The organism is Bacillus sp. FSL M8-0166 (assembly GCF_038008825.1).
In the GTDB taxonomy this organism is placed as follows: domain Bacteria; phylum Bacillota; class Bacilli; order Bacillales; family Bacillaceae; genus Bacillus; species Bacillus safensis.
Genome location: NZ_JBBOZZ010000001.1, coordinates 1,063,430 through 1,078,691, shown reverse-complemented (window position 1 = coordinate 1,078,691; position 15,262 = coordinate 1,063,430). Strand labels below are relative to the sequence as shown.

Genomic DNA, 15,262 nt, shown 5'->3' with positions numbered 1-15,262 from the left:
GTACGAGTTCGGCTATGAAGGTTCGGCCGGGTTGGTTGATTTTTTTCGTTTCGAACATCTATATGTTGTGTTTTGAAAAAACATAGTATACTATATATAGTGAATAGCGAAATGATCAACAATACTAAAAACTAGGTCGTGATGGAATTGATTCAAATCGTATTTGATTCAAAAACAGGAAATGTTCAACGCTTTTTGGACAAGACCCCTTTTACAGACAAACGAAAATTGACTGGAGAAGAGTTTTTGGATACGCCGTTTATTCTCGTCACCTTTACGACAGGATTTGGACAAGTCCCTAGTACCACTCAGTCCTTTTTAGAGAAGAATGCTCACCTTTTACTAGGTGTTGCGGTGAGTGGCAACAAAGTGTGGGGAGATAATTTTGCAAAAAGCGCCGATACGATTTCTAAACAATATCAAGTTCCTATTTTGCACACCTTTGAACTAAGCGGAACAAAAAGGGATGTTGAATTGTTTACACAGGAGGTAGAAAGAATTGTCACAAAATCAGGTTCCAAAGTGGATACAATTAAATAACGAAATTATGATTCAAAAAGAAGGAAAGTTTCAGTTCGATAAGGACAAAGAAGCTGTACATAGTTATTTCGTAGATTACATTAATCAAAACACGGTCTTTTTTCACAATCTAGAAGAGAAGATTGATTACTTAATAGAAAACGACTACTATGAGGAAGAATTTTTAAGACAATACAGCATGGCAGATATTAAAGAAGTCTTTGAAGCTGCATATGCCAAAAAATTTAGATTCCCATCATTTATGAGTGCATTTAAGTTTTACAATGACTATGCACTGAAAACAAATGATAAAAAGAAAATCCTTGAACGCTATGAAGACCGCATTTCAGTTGTAGCACTTTTCTTTGCGGGTGGGGATAAAGAAAAAGCACTTGAGTTTGTAGACCTGATGATCAATCAAGAGTACCAGCCAAGTACACCAACCTTCTTGAACGCTGGACGTAAAAGACGCGGTGAGCTTGTGAGCTGCTTCTTGCTTGAAGTGAATGACTCACTAAACGATATTTCAAGAGCGATTGATATTTCAATGCAGCTGTCAAAACTAGGCGGCGGCGTCAGTTTGAACCTCTCAAAACTTCGTGCAAAAGGCGAAGCAATTAAAGATGTAGAAAACGCGACAAAAGGTGTCGTCGGCGTGATGAAGCTTCTTGATAATGCATTCAGATATGCAGATCAAATGGGGCAAAGACAAGGATCAGGCAGTGCCTACCTGAATATTTTCCACAGAGATATCAATGATTTCTTAGATACGAAAAAAATCTCTGCCGATGAAGATGTTCGCGTGAAAACTCTGTCCATCGGAGTCGTCATCCCGGATAAATTTATCGAGCTTGCTAGAGAAGATAAAACAGCTTACACCTTCTATCCGCATACAGTCTATAAAGAATATGGACAGCATCTTGATGAGATGGACATGGAAGAAATGTATGATGAGCTTGTAGAAAACCCGAAAGTTAAAAAAGAAAAAGTCAATCCGAGAAAGCTTCTTGAAAAATTGGCTGTTCTACGCTCAGAATCAGGCTATCCATATATCATGTTCCAAGATAATGTAAACAGAGAGCATGCCTTGAACCATATTTCACGAGTGAAATTCTCAAACCTTTGCTCAGAAGTGCTTCAGGCTTCAGAGGTTTCTTCTTACACGGACTATGATCAAGATGATGAAATCGGTCTTGATATTTCTTGTAACCTTGGTTCATTAAATATCATGAATGTCATGAAAAACAAATCGATCGAAAAAACAGTCAAGCTTGCAACAGACTCACTAACGCTTGTGTCTGAAACAACGGACATTCGCAATGCACCGGCTGTTCGAAAAGCGAACAAAGCGATGAAGTCAATCGGACTTGGCGCGATGAATCTTCACGGGTATTTAGCTCAAAACCAAATTGCCTATGAAAGTGAAGAAGCAAGAGATTTCGCAAATACGTTCTTTATGATGGTGAACTATTATTCAATTAAACGTTCAAGTGAGCTTGCAAAAGAAAAAGGAGAAACATTCCATCGTTATGAAGGCTCTGGCTATGCAACTGGTGAGTACTTCAATAAATACGTGGAGAATGATTTCACACCAAAAACAGAAAAAGCAGCAGCACTATTTGAAGGCATGCACATTCCAACAAAAGAAGACTGGGCAGCACTCAAAGAATTTGTAGCGGAAAATGGCATGTATCACAGCTATCGTTTATGTATTGCACCAACAGGTTCCATTTCTTATGTTCAATCGGCAACAGCCTCTGTCATGCCAATTATGGAACGTATCGAAGAAAGAACATACGGCAACAGCAAAACCTATTACCCAATGCCAGGTCTTTCAGCGCAAAACTGGTTCTTCTATAAAGAAGCGTACGATATGGACATGTTTAAAGTGGTTGATATGATCGCAACAATTCAGCAGCACGTGGATCAAGGAATCAGCTTTACACTATTCCTAAAAGATACGATGACAACGCGTGATTTAAACCGCATCGATCTTTATGCACACCATAAAGGCATTAAGACACTTTATTATGCAAGAACGAAGGATACAGGGCAGGAAGGCTGTCTTTCTTGTGTTGTTTGATTAAAGGAGAGTTTAACGTGACAAAAATTTATGATGCAGCCAACTGGTCAAAACACGAAGACGATTTTACACAAATGTTTTACAACCAAAATGTGAAGCAGTTCTGGCTTCCAGAAGAGATTTCCTTAAACGGAGATCTCTTAACATGGAAATATTTAGGTGAAAAAGAGCGAGATACGTACATGAAGGTACTTGCTGGACTGACTTTACTTGATACAGAACAAGGAAATACAGGGATGCCGATTGTTGCTGAACATGTGGACGGCCATCAGCGTAAAGCTGTACTCAACTTTATGGCAATGATGGAAAATGCGGTGCATGCGAAATCATACTCAAATATCTTCATGACACTCGCACCAACTGAAACGATCAGTGAAGTGTTTGAATGGGTCAAGAAGAATAAATTCCTGCAAAAGAAAGCAGATATGATTGTCAGTTTATACCGTTCGATTCAAAAGGACGATCCTATTTCTCTCTTTAAAGCAATGGTTGCTTCTGTTTATTTAGAAAGCTTCCTATTTTATAGTGGTTTTTACTACCCGCTTTATTTCTATGGACAAGGAAAGCTCATGCAAAGTGGTGAAATCATCAACTTAATTTTGCGTGATGAAGCGATTCATGGTGTATACGTTGGATTATTAGCACAAGAAATTTACAACAAACAAACACCTGACGTGCAAAAAGAGCTATATGATTTCTCTATTGACCTTTTAAACGAGCTTTATGAAAATGAACTTCATTACACTGAAGATATTTATGACCAAGTCAATTTATCGCATGATGTGAAAAAGTTCATTCGTTACAATGCCAATAAAGCGTTAATGAACCTTGGATTTGCCCCTTACTTTGAAGAAGAAGAGATCAACCCTATTGTATTGAATGGACTCAATACAAAAACAAAGTCGCATGACTTCTTCTCAATGAAAGGGAACGGCTACAAAAAAGCAACAGTTGAGCCGTTAAAAGATGACGACTTCTTCTTTGGAGATGAATCATAAGGAAAGCGTAAAAGTCAAAACGCATCACTCGTTTTGGCTTTTTGCCATTTCTAACAATGTGTTACATACTGGAGGTTACCGAACATGGGAAAAATGGACGAAATCATTTTAGTTGCACCGCGCGCACGTGTGTTCCAAAACGAAACACTTGCGTTTAATGGTGTGAACAGTGAAGAGAAAACAATCAGCACAATTATGAAAGAAATCGAAGAGCACTTCGAGCAAATGCGAAGAGGCGATGCAGAAGAAAATCCTGACTTCAAGCAGCCGATTCCTTATGTCGTGATTAAGCGTGAGGACGAAGTGTATGTATACGAAAGACTTCAAGGCGGGGGAGAGACTCGTTTACATCATAAGTTATCTCTTGGCTTTGGGGGGCATATGAATTTCATCGAAGGAAAAAACTTTGCTGAGATTCTAAAAGAAAATACGGATCGTGAGCTGGACGAAGAACTTTCTATTCAAGAAGAAGACAAACTTGAAATGAAAACCCTTGGATTAATCAATGACGATGACAACAGTGTCGGCCGTGTGCATATTGGACTGTTATCAGCGCTTGAGCTATCTCCGGGTGCTCATGTGGAAGTAAAAGAAACAGATCAAATCTCAGGAAAATGGATGAAAGCAGCCGATTTGAAAAAGCCTGAATACTTCGATCGTCTTGAAACATGGTCTCAATTTGTTGTTAACATCTTAGCGTAAATGAATACACAACAAACCGGCTCAGCAGAAGACTTGAGCCGGTTTGTTTCGTTACAACAGCTTCAGCTTATTGGAAAACGAATGCGTCGTGACCGGCCTGCTTCAATCTTGCGACGAGGTCATCTGCATTTTGCTTTGTGCGGAAAGCCCCGGCCTGTACTCGGAACATGCCGCCGTCTAATACAACAAACGCGTCAAAGCCTTTGGATTTAAGTGTGGCTGCTAATTCATCTGCATTGGCTTTCACTTTGAAAGCTCCTGCCTGCACTTTATAAAGATTACTTGCTTTTTTTTTCAATTGAAAGGCTTCTTCTAGACCAGTCGCATGAGCGCGAGCGATGCCTTGAAGGAAGGTTGCGTTGCGGAGCTTATTAGCATCAGCTGCCGTATCAATGAAACCATTCTCTGTTAAAATAGCGGGCATAGAAGTTTCTCGAAGAACGTGGAAGTTCGCAGTTTTCTTGCCGCGGTTGGCAAAATCAACCGAGCGGACAATCTCATCATGAAGGGCATTGCGATACGTGGTGGTCGGTGCTGAAACGCCTGGATACACATAGCTTTCAAAACCTGTGCCCCCGCCAGCATTAATATGAATAGACACGAAATAGTCAGCCCCCCAGCTGTTTGCCGCATTCGTACGCTGGGACAAAGTGACGGATTGGTCAGTTGAACGACTTAAGCGGACGGAAACCCCATCATATTCACTAATCAAAATGTCTCTCAGTAAAAGCGCGATTTGAAGTGTTATATTCTTCTCCAAAAGTCCATTAGCACTAGCTCCAGAATCTGTTCCTCCGTGGCCAGGATCAATAAAAATTTTCACCATCTATTCATCACCTCGTCTTTATTTTATGAGAAAATAGAAGAATTGCCTGTACAAAATGCGGAAATCATTGAGACTCTTTTCTGCATCATTTGTGATCAAAAAGCTACATTTTTCTAAGAAAAAGCAAATTGTTGGTTTGTCCGCCCAAACGGGATGAATACAATGGAAATAGCACATCATTTCCTGGGAAACCGCAGAAATCCCTACAATATTCGGTATCTCGGGTCATTTTGACAGCAAACTTGGGCTTAAGCGGGCGATTGTCACGATTACAGCTCCACCCGAATAGAATAAAGAGAGAAGAGCGAGAGGTGAATACGTTGGAGCGAGCTGTCACATATAAAAACAACGGCCAAATCAATATTATACTTAACGGACAAAAGCAAGTATTGGTTGATGCAGACTCAGAGGCAGAATACCTGGAAGCCTTGCAGAAAAATGAGGCAAAACACAGCATCTTACGGGAAATAGAGCGTGAAATGAACAGCCTTGTCGGTATGGATGAAATGAAACGAAACATAAAAGAGATTTATGCTTGGATTTTTGTTAATCAAAAACGGCAGGAACAAGGGTTAAAGGTAGGAAAACAAGCGCTTCATATGATGTTCAAAGGAAATCCTGGCACAGGAAAAACCACAGTTGCAAGACTTGTCGGGAAGCTTTTCTTTGAAATGAATGTGCTCTCAAAGGGTCACTTAATTGAAGCAGAACGCGGTGATCTAGTTGGAGAGTACATTGGTCATACAGCGCAAAAAACAAGGGATTTAATTAAAAAATCACTAGGTGGTATTTTGTTCATTGACGAAGCCTATTCTCTTGCGCGCGGAGGAGAAAAGGATTTTGGAAAAGAGGCGATTGATACCCTAGTGAAACATATGGAGGACAAACAGCACGAATTCATTCTCATTCTTGCTGGCTACTCCAAGGAAATGGAGCATTTTCTTTCTTTAAACCCCGGCCTGCAATCAAGATTTCCAATCAATATCAGCTTTCCTGATTATACAGTCGATCAGCTCATGGATATTGCAAAACGAATGATGGCGGACAGAGAATATGTATTTACACAAGAAGCTGAATGGAAGCTGCGGGATTATTTAATGCATATTAAAAGTACCACAAGCCCGGCAAAATTCAGCAACGGCCGGTTTGTGCGAAACACCATTGAAAAAGCCATACGAACCCAGGCGATGAGACTGCTTCTTGTGGATCATTATGATAAAAAAGATCTGCTGACCATTAAAAGTCACGATCTTCAAATGAAAGAGGATACGCCTTCTTGAAATGGCGTATCCTTTTTATAAAGAGTCACTAAAATAAACCAGCCGAATAGTGGTATACGTGTGATGTGTTTGGTATGATGGTACTACTGAAAACTTAAGTACAGAAAGGAAACAACTGACGTTGAATGAACATGAAATGACTGAAAAAGCGATCCTTGTCGGCTGTCAATTGCCGCATGTAACGGATGAACGCTTTCAATACTCAATGGAAGAATTAGCTTCCTTAACCAAAACGGCTGGCGGTGAAGCTGTCAGCGTGATGACGCAGAAGAGAAATAGACAAGACAGCGCAACGTATATCGGTAAAGGGAAAGTAGAAGAACTTGAGGTACTTTGCGAGGAACTCGAATGTGATGTCATTATTTTTAACGACGAGCTTTCTCCAAGCCAGCTAAAAGCTTTGGCGACTGCTTTAGATGTGAAAATTATTGATCGTACGCAATTGATTTTAGATATCTTTGCAAAAAGAGCCCGTACAAGAGAGGGGAAGCTGCAAATAGAGCTTGCCCAGCTTCAGTATGCCCTGCCGAGACTAAGTGGACAAGGGATCAGCCTCTCAAGACAAGGGGGCGGAATTGGCGCAAGAGGTCCAGGTGAAACAAAACTTGAAACAGATAGACGCCATATTCGAAACCGCATTCACGAAATTAACGGGCAGTTATCCGCAGTCAAAGAACACCGAACAAGATACCGGGAACGCCGAAAGAAAAATGGCGTATTCCAAATAGCCATTGTTGGGTATACGAATGCCGGAAAATCAACTTTGTTTAACCAATTAACAGAAGCGGATAGTCATGAAGAGGATTTGCTGTTTGCGACACTTGATCCAATGACACGTAAGATGACATTAGAATCTGGCTACAGTGTGCTCATTTCGGATACAGTTGGCTTTATCCAAGACCTTCCGACAACACTGATCGCCGCATTTCGTTCCACCCTTGAAGAAGTGAAGGAAGCCGACTATTTGCTTCATGTCATCGACTCTTCTAATGAGGATTATGAAGGGCACGAACGAACGGTTCATGAGCTTTTAGAAGAATTAGAAGCGGACCGTATTCCAATGCTGACTGTTTATAACAAGGAAGATCAAATCAGACCAGATTTCATCCCATCTTCAAAGCATCGCCACATATTAATCAGTGCTAGACGCAAAGAAGATGTAAAAAGGTTAAAAGCGGATATTATGGCTGAACTGAAAAAAGCCTTTTTAAAGCCATACCATGTGAAGATTCCAGCGTATGAAGGGAAGCTCATCTCCGCATTAAAATCAGAAACGCTTGTGGAATCACTAGAATTTCAAAAAGAAGCAGAGATTTACGACATCATCGGATATAGTGGTGAGGATCAGACCATCTTAGGTCAAATCAAGAAGTATATGTTGGAAAGGAATTAAATCAAGATGTTTCACACATTAAAACACGGCAGTATTTTAGAAAAAGCAGCAGCAGAAACAGAACAAGAGATTTTACACGTGCATCAGCAAATTGATCAAAAGAGCGAACAAAATGAGTGGCGGGTGCTTGAAAGCTATCGAAAGCACAAAGTCAGTGACTCTCACTTTAATCCGACGACTGGATATGGCTACGATGATATGGGAAGAGACACGTTGGAAAAGATTTATGCGGATGTCTTCGGAGGAGAAAGCGGCCTTGTCCGTCCGCAGATCATTTCCGGCACACACGCGATTTCCATTGCTTTATTTGGTGTGCTGAGACCTGGCGATGAATTGATCTACATGACGGGGAAACCATACGACACGTTAGAAGAAATTGTCGGGATTCGCGGGAAAGAAGGGACAGGCTCATTAAAAGACTTCCAGATTGACTACAAAGCCATTGATTTGCGTCAAGATGGATCCGTCGATTACGACAAAGTAAAAGAGTCGATTTCCACTAAAACAAAAGTCATCGGCATCCAGCGTTCAAAAGGTTATGCTTCAAGACCATCCTTTACAATAGAAGAAATTAAGCAAATGATTTCATTTGTGAAAGAGATTAATGAAGAAATCATTGTGTTTGTAGACAACTGTTATGGTGAATTTACTGAATTGCAAGAGCCGTGTCATGTGGGAGCTGACCTCATGGCCGGTTCACTCATTAAAAACCCAGGCGGAGGCCTTGCCAAAACAGGCGGCTACATTGTTGGAAAAGAAAAATGGGTAGAAGCTTGCTCTTATCGAATGACTTCTCCAGGCATCGGCAGTGAAGCGGGTGCATCGCTGTATGCGCTCCAGGAAATGTATCAAGGATTTTTCTTAGCTCCGCATGTTGTGGCTCAAAGCTTAAAAGGCGCAGTGTTTACGGCGCGTTTTCTTGAGAAGCTCGGATTCCAAACAAACCCAGCGTGGAATGCGAAAAGAACAGATTTGATTCAATCAGTTGAATTTGGAGATCCTAAAAAAATGATTGCGTTCTGTCAGGCAATCCAGTATGCATCTCCAATTAACAGTCACGTCACACCACATGCAAGCTATATGCCGGGCTACGAGGACGATGTCATTATGGCAGCGGGCACGTTTGTACAAGGAGCTAGTATCGAATTATCAGCCGATGGTCCGATCAGACCGCCTTATACTGCCTACGTTCAAGGCGGACTCACGTATGCCCATGTGAAAAATGCGATTTGCAGTGCTGTCGATGCCTTATTGGTACAAGGTTTTATTGAAGTACCTGCTCGATAAAAAAATCCATGTTAATATTCCTAACATATTGTTGACACATAATATAACATGACATATAATAAATTTAAGCAAAGAGGAGGAGACAGTTGAGATGAGTGATAACATTCGCCGCTCAATGCCTTTATTCCCAATTGGGATTGTCATGCAGCTAACAGAATTATCTGCAAGACAAATTCGCTATTATGAGGAAAATGGTTTAGTATTTCCAGCAAGAAGTGATGGAAACCGCCGATTATTTTCTTTTCATGATGTTGATAAATTACTAGAAATCAAAAACCTCATCGAACAAGGTGTAAACATGGCAGGAATCAAAAAGCTTTTTGCCAAAGCTGAGGCAGAAAATCCATCGTCTGATACAAAGACTGAGGAAAAAACTACAGCTAAGCACAACTTGACAGATGATGAACTCAGGAAGCTACTGAAGAAGGAACTCATTCAGGCTGGACGTTTCCAACAAGGAACGACCTTTAGGCAGGGGGATATGTCAAGGTTCTTCCGTTAACCAATTAGCAAAAGCATTGCTATACACATTTTACCTTTTGTAGGGGAGGAGTTTTACGAAATGGCAAAGTACACAAGAGAAGATATCGTAAAATTAGTAAATGAGGAAAACGTAAAGTACATCCGTCTGCAATTTACAGACATTCTCGGAACGATTAAAAATGTTGAGATTCCTGTGAGCCAGTTAGAAAAAGCTCTCGATAACAAATGTATGTTTGACGGTTCATCTATTGAAGGATTCGTACGTATCGAAGAATCAGATATGTATCTATACCCAGATCTAAACACATTTGTTATTTTCCCTTGGACAGCAGAAAAAGGTAAAGTTGCACGCTTTATTTGTGACATTTATAAGCCAGACGGGACACCATTTGATGGAGACCCGCGTAACAACTTAAAGCGTATTTTGAAGGAAATGGGAGAACTAGGATTTAGTGATTTCAACCTTGGACCTGAGCCAGAATTCTTCTTATTTAAATTAGATGAAAAAGGCGAGCCAACGCTTGAACTAAACGATAAAGGCGGATACTTTGACCTTGCACCAACAGATCTAGGCGAAAACTGCCGCCGTGATATCGTGCTAGAGCTTGAAGAAATGGGCTTTGAAATTGAAGCATCTCACCACGAAGTAGCACCAGGGCAGCACGAAATTGATTTCAAATATGCAGGCGCGATCCGTTCTTGTGATGACATTCAAACGTTCAAACTCGTAGTCAAAACCATTGCGAGAAAGCATGGTCTTCATGCGACATTCATGCCAAAACCATTGTTCGGTGTAAACGGATCTGGTATGCACTGTAACCTATCATTATTTAAAAATGGTAAAAACGCATTCTTTGATGAAAAAGCAGATTTACAATTAAGCGAGACGGCTAGACACTTTATCGCAGGTATCGTCAAGCACGCAACAAGCTTTACAGCGGTCACAAACCCAACGGTAAACTCTTACAAGCGTCTTGTACCTGGCTATGAAGCACCTTGCTATGTAGCATGGAGTGCACAAAACCGCAGCCCATTGATCCGTATCCCGGCATCACGCGGCATCAGCACACGTGTAGAAGTGCGTAGCGTAGACCCATCTGCAAACCCATATCTTGCACTAAGCGTATTACTTGCAGCAGGTCTAGACGGAATCAAAAACAAACTAGAAGCACCAGCACCAATTGACAGAAACATCTATGTCATGGACAAAGAAGAGCGCCTTGAAAACGGCATCGCTGACCTTCCTGCAACACTTGCAGAAGCACTCGAGCTGCTGAAATCAAACGAAGTCATGATCAACGCACTAGGCGATCACCTATTCGAGCACTTCATCGAATCAAAAGAAATCGAATGGGATATGTTCCGCACCCAAGTACATCCATGGGAACGCGATCAGTATATGTCTCAGTATTAATAGAGAAACCCCTTGGGGCCATTGGCTTCAGGGGGTTTTTGTTTTTGTGGGTGTTTCTTATAAATTAAAATGAAAGCAGGCACCACCCACAATTCACCTACAAAAATGACTCCATGATCTTTGAGGCATACTCTTCATATTCATTCTTTGAATCCATGTCGATTTTTTTGGTGATATGAGATAAATATCAGATGTTACTTTAATGCTTTTGTGGCCCAGTCGCTCAAGAACATATTTCATAGATGCCCCAGATTCTAAAAGTAAAACGGTGTGGTGTATCGAAGGGTATGGATAGGCTTAGTAAAGCATTGCCTAAATTTGCAGGGGTTATCATTGGTTTTGCGTTTATTTTAATGCTTGTATTTAGATCATTCCTTTTATCACTACACAATGGTCGTTTTCGGGTTTGTTTTTTTCCGCACTCATTGCCATACACCTTATATTACATTGGTGGTCATTCTATTGGTTCCAAAATATTGGTTCCAAAATAACCTATGGGTATATTTTCTGATTCAAGGGATTGTCATTTTACTTTGTGTCTCAGTCATGCAGGCAGCCTCCCCTGTCATCCTAATAGGTCTCTTACCGGTTCTAATTGCACAAAGTATTGTTGTGTATTATCATACATTGAAGGTGATATTGACAGTGCTTAGCTTTTATGTGCTTTTCTTTCTTGCGCTTATTTTAGTCAATGATACAGATGATCTGACGGTTTACATTCCTGTTTTATTTTTAATTTTAAACGGGGCACCCACAATTCTTATAGATAGCGATTCTACAAATATGTGAGCAATTAAAACATCAGAAAGAAGTATTTACTGCTCGTTGCCATCATTTTAATTATGGGGAGTTCAAAATTTAGTCTGTGGGTTTAAACCTCAAGACCTTGTAAATAACTATCAAGATAAAAAGACATTGTATTCATCACATCTGTTTTAAAATCCTGTTTAAATTCATGCATATTATGGTTTTTAATAATGGTTATGGTTTTATCTGATAAGGTGGCCAGTAATAATGGCTGCTTCAGCTTGAAAAATATCCATCACTTGTGCCTCATTGATCACATTATTTTCACAAAGTAAGTTATTCGTTTCGGTTAAGTTATGACACCTGTAATCGAGTATAGCAAAAAAGACGGTTCCCATTTTTGAGAATCTTCAATAGCGGATAAATTAATATAGCTAAATTTGAATTTCAGAAAATAATTTAATCTTGAAATTTTCGGAATTAGATAAACCAATTATTAATTGTTTGTTAAAATCATCATACGGTAATTTGTTAATCAATAAATAATCAATTTCTGATAGGGGAGATTGTATCATTTCCATAAATTCAGTCTGGCTGTTAAATGAATCAATAAAAACACCCTTAATTATATAATAGTTCTTTAGTTCTTCTATTAAGCTTTTTAAAAAATTAATCGCATTATTTGCGCTCTCTGATTGTTCTTGCAGATAATAAATAATCACATTTTCCACTTGTATAACCCCCTTTGTTAGAGGTAAATTAAAGTAACTAAATAATATTATCACAAATTTCGACCATACTTCAATTTAATTTGTTATAATGACATAGAATAAGGACAAGTGTTCGGAGGTGTAAATTATGTTATATAGGTTCATTGATTTATTCGCTGGAATTGGCGGTATTCGTAAAGCATTTGAACCATACGGCACTTGTGTTTTTAGTTGTGAATGGGACAAAAAAGCACAGGAAACATACTTTGCTAACTATGGTGAATACCCACACGGTGATATAAGAAGTGTTGATGAAAAAGCAATTCCAGAACATGATATATTACTGGCTGGCTTTCCGTGTCAGCCGTTCAGCATTGCAGGTGTTAGTAAAAAGAACTCGCTAGGAAGACAACATGGCTTTTTAGATGAAACACAAGGTACTCTTTTTTGGGATATAGCAAGAATAATTAAAGAAAAGCAACCGCAGGCGTTTTTGCTTGAAAACGTAAAGAACTTACGTAGTCATGATAAAGGAAATACTTTTAAAGTAATAAAGAATGTACTAGAGGAAGAACTTGGTTATACGGTTTATGATGAGGTTATAAATGCAAAAGGCTTAGTACCTCAGAATAGGGAACGTATTTATATTGTGGGCTTTAAGAAAAAGTTAAAGTTTGAATTTCCAAAGGTTCCGAAAGAAGGTCTTCCTATCAAGTCTATTCTGGAGGAAAATGTTGACGAAAAATATACACTGAGTGATAAATTATGGTCTTATTTACAAGGCTATAAAGAAAAGCATTCTAAAAAAGGAAATGGCTTTGGTTATGGGTTAGTGGACTTAAACTCAAACAGCAGAACTCTTTCAGCACGTTATTATAAAGATGGTAGTGAGGTTTTAATACCACAAGAGGGGAAAAATCCAAGAAGGCTTACACCTAGAGAATGTGCAAGATTACAGGGGTTTCCAGAGGACTTCCAAATAGTAGTTTCAGATACTGCTGCATATAAGCAATTCGGTAATAGTGTTGCTGTACCAGTTGTTAGTTTAATTGCCGAAAATATGATTAAGGCGATTGAACATGATGAATTAATTCATGAAACGGTAGAGGAGAGTAATTTGAAGTATGCAACCAAGTGATAAATTAAATAAAGCAATAGAGACGGCTAACCAGTACGGTCGTTTCTATTGTAAATTTGTTTCAGCTAATGATGTTGGGCTTACAAAAGCACATCAAGAAGGTTTATACATCTCGGTTCATGCTTCACAATTGTTTTTTGAAACCAAAGGGCAAAGAGGGGAGAATAAAGACCACTTTGTCAAAATTCATATTGACGGTTTCTATCCGTTTGAAAGTAGGGCTATTTGGTACGGTAGTAAGACTAGAAAGGAATATAGGCTTACAAGGTTCTGGACTAATTCACCCTTCAATAAATATGAACAAGTAGGAAACCTCATAATTTTTATCCAAGCAAGTATAGATGATTTTTATTGCTTCTTATTAGAGGACGAAGATGAAATTGAAACATTCCTTGAAACTTTTTCTATATCACTAGTCAAAAATAGTGCGGTTTACGGCTTGGATACGGAGGATAGAGAAACCCAAGTAGGGCTAAAATTACAAAAAGCAATTAACGAATATACAAATACATTTTCAGATGTTTTTCCACCAACCGTTCATTTAGCTGAAAAGGCAAGAGAATTGTATCTTAATATCATTCGAGGCAATCTTTCCAATCCTGATAACACATTGATTCGTTGGATTGATCTTGAATATGATGTTTTTAAAGCGATTGAAAAAACCATTTATAGACCATACTTAACGGAACCATTTGGTGAGATAGAACCGTTATTGGAATTTGCAAATAGTGCACTCAACAGAAGGAAAAGTCGAGCTGGTAGATCATTAGAACACCATATTGACTTTATTCTTAACTTTTTTAATATACCTTTTGCCCATCCTGGTAAAACCGAAGGTAACAAAAAGCCAGACTTTCTATTACCATCCAATGAAGCCTATGCTAATATCTTGTATGATGAAAAGCATCTAACTTTCTTAGGGGCAAAAACCACTTGCAAGGATCGTTGGAGACAGATACTAAACGAAGCTAACAGGATACCAGAAAAGCACCTATTAACATTACAACAGGGAATTTCTAAAAATCAGATGGAGGAAATGCAAGAACAGAATGTAATTCTTGTAGTTCCTAAAAAGTATCATGATTACTACCCACCTGAATATAGGGACAAGCTGTTAAGTGTAAGTACATTTTTAGAGTACCTAAAAGAAAAATATGCAGTTTAAGGCGGTTCTGTTGAGAGTCGTCTTTTTTAATATTAACGGAGAAAATTACCGGTAGATCTAAATAACAAGGCAGGTGATATTGTCATGAGAGAAAAACTTATTATGACAGAACAAAGAAAGAGAAATATGCAAGCTATCCAATAAAAGGAACAAAGTTAGAAAAACGAGTAAATACAGCTTTATGGGACTAAAAGTTATGAAAAATGTTATTGATCTATTTGGAAAGCCTGATAATGCAATAAAAAAGTATGAAGTTGTAATATTAAATGATTCTTGTTTTTTACACATATGCCTATTACATGGGAATAAACCCAAAAATAAATGATGGTACTACTGGAATTGAGCAATATAATTACGCTTACTTATAGAAATTAAGATCAGAACTTCTTCTATTAGTAGAGATTAATAACCTTATTTAATTTACCGCTACTGTAGAGGAGATTAGCGAAACCCTTCTACAGTAGTAATTTAATGATCCCTATTTGGCGACCAAACTAAAAACAAATTTGAAAACGTT

14 protein-coding genes are annotated in these 15,262 nt (G+C 38.9%); 12 read left to right on the top strand and 2 right to left on the bottom strand.

The genetic code is table 11. The annotated features are described in order from the left end of the window. Positions 1–147: 147 nt before the first annotated feature. The 4 genes from nrdI to NSS92_RS05855 all read left to right on the top strand — a co-directional run bounded on the left by nrdI (position 148) and on the right by NSS92_RS05855 (position 4,302). The gene (gene nrdI / locus NSS92_RS05870; protein ID WP_008360380.1) at positions 148–540 is read left to right on the top strand and encodes a class Ib ribonucleoside-diphosphate reductase assembly flavoprotein NrdI; all 393 of its coding nucleotides are present in this window, start codon (positions 148–150) and stop codon (positions 538–540) included. Next, positions 500–2,602, top strand: coding sequence for a class 1b ribonucleoside-diphosphate reductase subunit alpha (gene nrdE / locus NSS92_RS05865; RefSeq protein ID WP_267586334.1), 2,103 nt, complete (start codon positions 500–502; stop codon positions 2,600–2,602). The genes nrdI and nrdE overlap by 41 nt, the downstream gene beginning before the upstream one ends. A 17-nt stretch (positions 2,603–2,619) precedes the next feature. Beyond that, on the top strand, positions 2,620–3,600 hold the full coding sequence (gene nrdF, locus NSS92_RS05860; RefSeq protein ID WP_024424085.1) for a class 1b ribonucleoside-diphosphate reductase subunit beta: 981 nt from the start codon (positions 2,620–2,622) through the stop codon (positions 3,598–3,600). 84 nt (positions 3,601–3,684) lie between these two features. After that, positions 3,685–4,302 (top strand): hypothetical protein, encoded by a 618-nt coding sequence (locus NSS92_RS05855; protein ID WP_024424084.1) that lies wholly within the window; start codon positions 3,685–3,687, stop codon positions 4,300–4,302. A gap of 67 nt (positions 4,303–4,369) precedes the next feature. Here the strand turns inward: NSS92_RS05855 and NSS92_RS05850 are convergent, their stop codons facing one another. Next, the gene (locus NSS92_RS05850) at positions 4,370–5,128 is read right to left on the bottom strand and encodes an N-acetylmuramoyl-L-alanine amidase (RefSeq protein WP_024427042.1); all 759 of its coding nucleotides are present in this window, start codon (positions 5,126–5,128) and stop codon (positions 4,370–4,372) included. Between the two features lie 320 nt (positions 5,129–5,448). Here NSS92_RS05850 and spoVK point away from each other — a divergent pair, with 320 nt between their 5' ends. The 6 genes from spoVK to NSS92_RS05820 all read left to right on the top strand — a co-directional run bounded on the left by spoVK (position 5,449) and on the right by NSS92_RS05820 (position 11,774). Beyond that, a complete protein-coding gene (spoVK, locus tag NSS92_RS05845) occupies positions 5,449–6,408 on the top strand; it encodes a stage V sporulation protein K (protein WP_048239875.1) in 960 nt (319 codons plus the stop codon). A gap of 121 nt (positions 6,409–6,529) precedes the next feature. Further along, on the top strand, positions 6,530–7,801 hold the full coding sequence (gene hflX, locus NSS92_RS05840; protein ID WP_267586336.1) for a GTPase HflX: 1,272 nt from the start codon (positions 6,530–6,532) through the stop codon (positions 7,799–7,801). A 6-nt stretch (positions 7,802–7,807) separates the two neighbouring features. Next, a complete protein-coding gene (locus NSS92_RS05835; protein ID WP_340867127.1) occupies positions 7,808–9,088 on the top strand; it encodes a methionine gamma-lyase family protein in 1,281 nt (426 codons plus the stop codon). Between the two features lie 91 nt (positions 9,089–9,179). Next, positions 9,180–9,590 carry a MerR family transcriptional regulator gene (locus tag NSS92_RS05830; protein ID WP_267586338.1) on the top strand — a complete coding sequence of 137 codons (411 nt, stop codon included), beginning with the start codon at positions 9,180–9,182 and terminating at the stop codon, positions 9,588–9,590. A gap of 60 nt (positions 9,591–9,650) precedes the next feature. Next, entirely contained in the window at positions 9,651–10,985 is a 1,335-nt protein-coding gene (glnA, locus tag NSS92_RS05825) for a type I glutamate--ammonia ligase (protein WP_340867126.1), read from the top strand. Positions 10,986–11,447: 462 nt separating this feature from the next. Further along, entirely contained in the window at positions 11,448–11,774 is a 327-nt protein-coding gene (locus tag NSS92_RS05820; protein WP_340867125.1) for a hypothetical protein, read from the top strand. A gap of 392 nt (positions 11,775–12,166) precedes the next feature. On the opposite strand, the gene NSS92_RS05815 is transcribed toward NSS92_RS05820, so the two are convergent. Next, positions 12,167–12,463, bottom strand: coding sequence for a hypothetical protein (locus NSS92_RS05815; RefSeq protein WP_267586340.1), 297 nt, complete (start codon positions 12,461–12,463; stop codon positions 12,167–12,169). Between the two features lie 127 nt (positions 12,464–12,590). Here NSS92_RS05815 and dcm point away from each other — a divergent pair, with 127 nt between their 5' ends. After that, positions 12,591–13,580, top strand: a complete 990-nt coding sequence (dcm, locus tag NSS92_RS05810) for a DNA (cytosine-5-)-methyltransferase (protein WP_249857238.1) — start codon at positions 12,591–12,593, stop codon at positions 13,578–13,580. Continuing rightward, the gene (locus NSS92_RS05805; RefSeq protein WP_267586341.1) at positions 13,567–14,745 is read left to right on the top strand and encodes a type II restriction endonuclease; all 1,179 of its coding nucleotides are present in this window, start codon (positions 13,567–13,569) and stop codon (positions 14,743–14,745) included. The genes dcm and NSS92_RS05805 overlap by 14 nt, the downstream gene beginning before the upstream one ends. Positions 14,746–15,262: the final 517 nt, after the last annotated feature.

Excerpts from the sequence above, each read along its gene's own strand:
- dcm (WP_249857238.1), top strand. The coding sequence starts at position 12,591 with ATGTTATATAGGTTCATTGATTTATTCGCTGGAATTGGCGGTATTCGT.
- glnA (WP_340867126.1), top strand. The coding sequence starts at position 9,651 with ATGGCAAAGTACACAAGAGAAGATATCGTAAAATTAGTAAATGAGGAA.
- NSS92_RS05830 (WP_267586338.1), top strand. The coding sequence starts at position 9,180 with ATGAGTGATAACATTCGCCGCTCAATGCCTTTATTCCCAATTGGGATT.
- NSS92_RS05855 (WP_024424084.1), top strand. The coding sequence starts at position 3,685 with ATGGGAAAAATGGACGAAATCATTTTAGTTGCACCGCGCGCACGTGTG.
- NSS92_RS05850 (WP_024427042.1), bottom strand. The coding sequence starts at position 5,128 with ATGGTGAAAATTTTTATTGATCCTGGCCACGGAGGAACAGATTCTGGA.
- NSS92_RS05835 (WP_340867127.1), top strand. The coding sequence starts at position 7,808 with ATGTTTCACACATTAAAACACGGCAGTATTTTAGAAAAAGCAGCAGCA.
- NSS92_RS05805 (WP_267586341.1), top strand. The coding sequence starts at position 13,567 with ATGCAACCAAGTGATAAATTAAATAAAGCAATAGAGACGGCTAACCAG.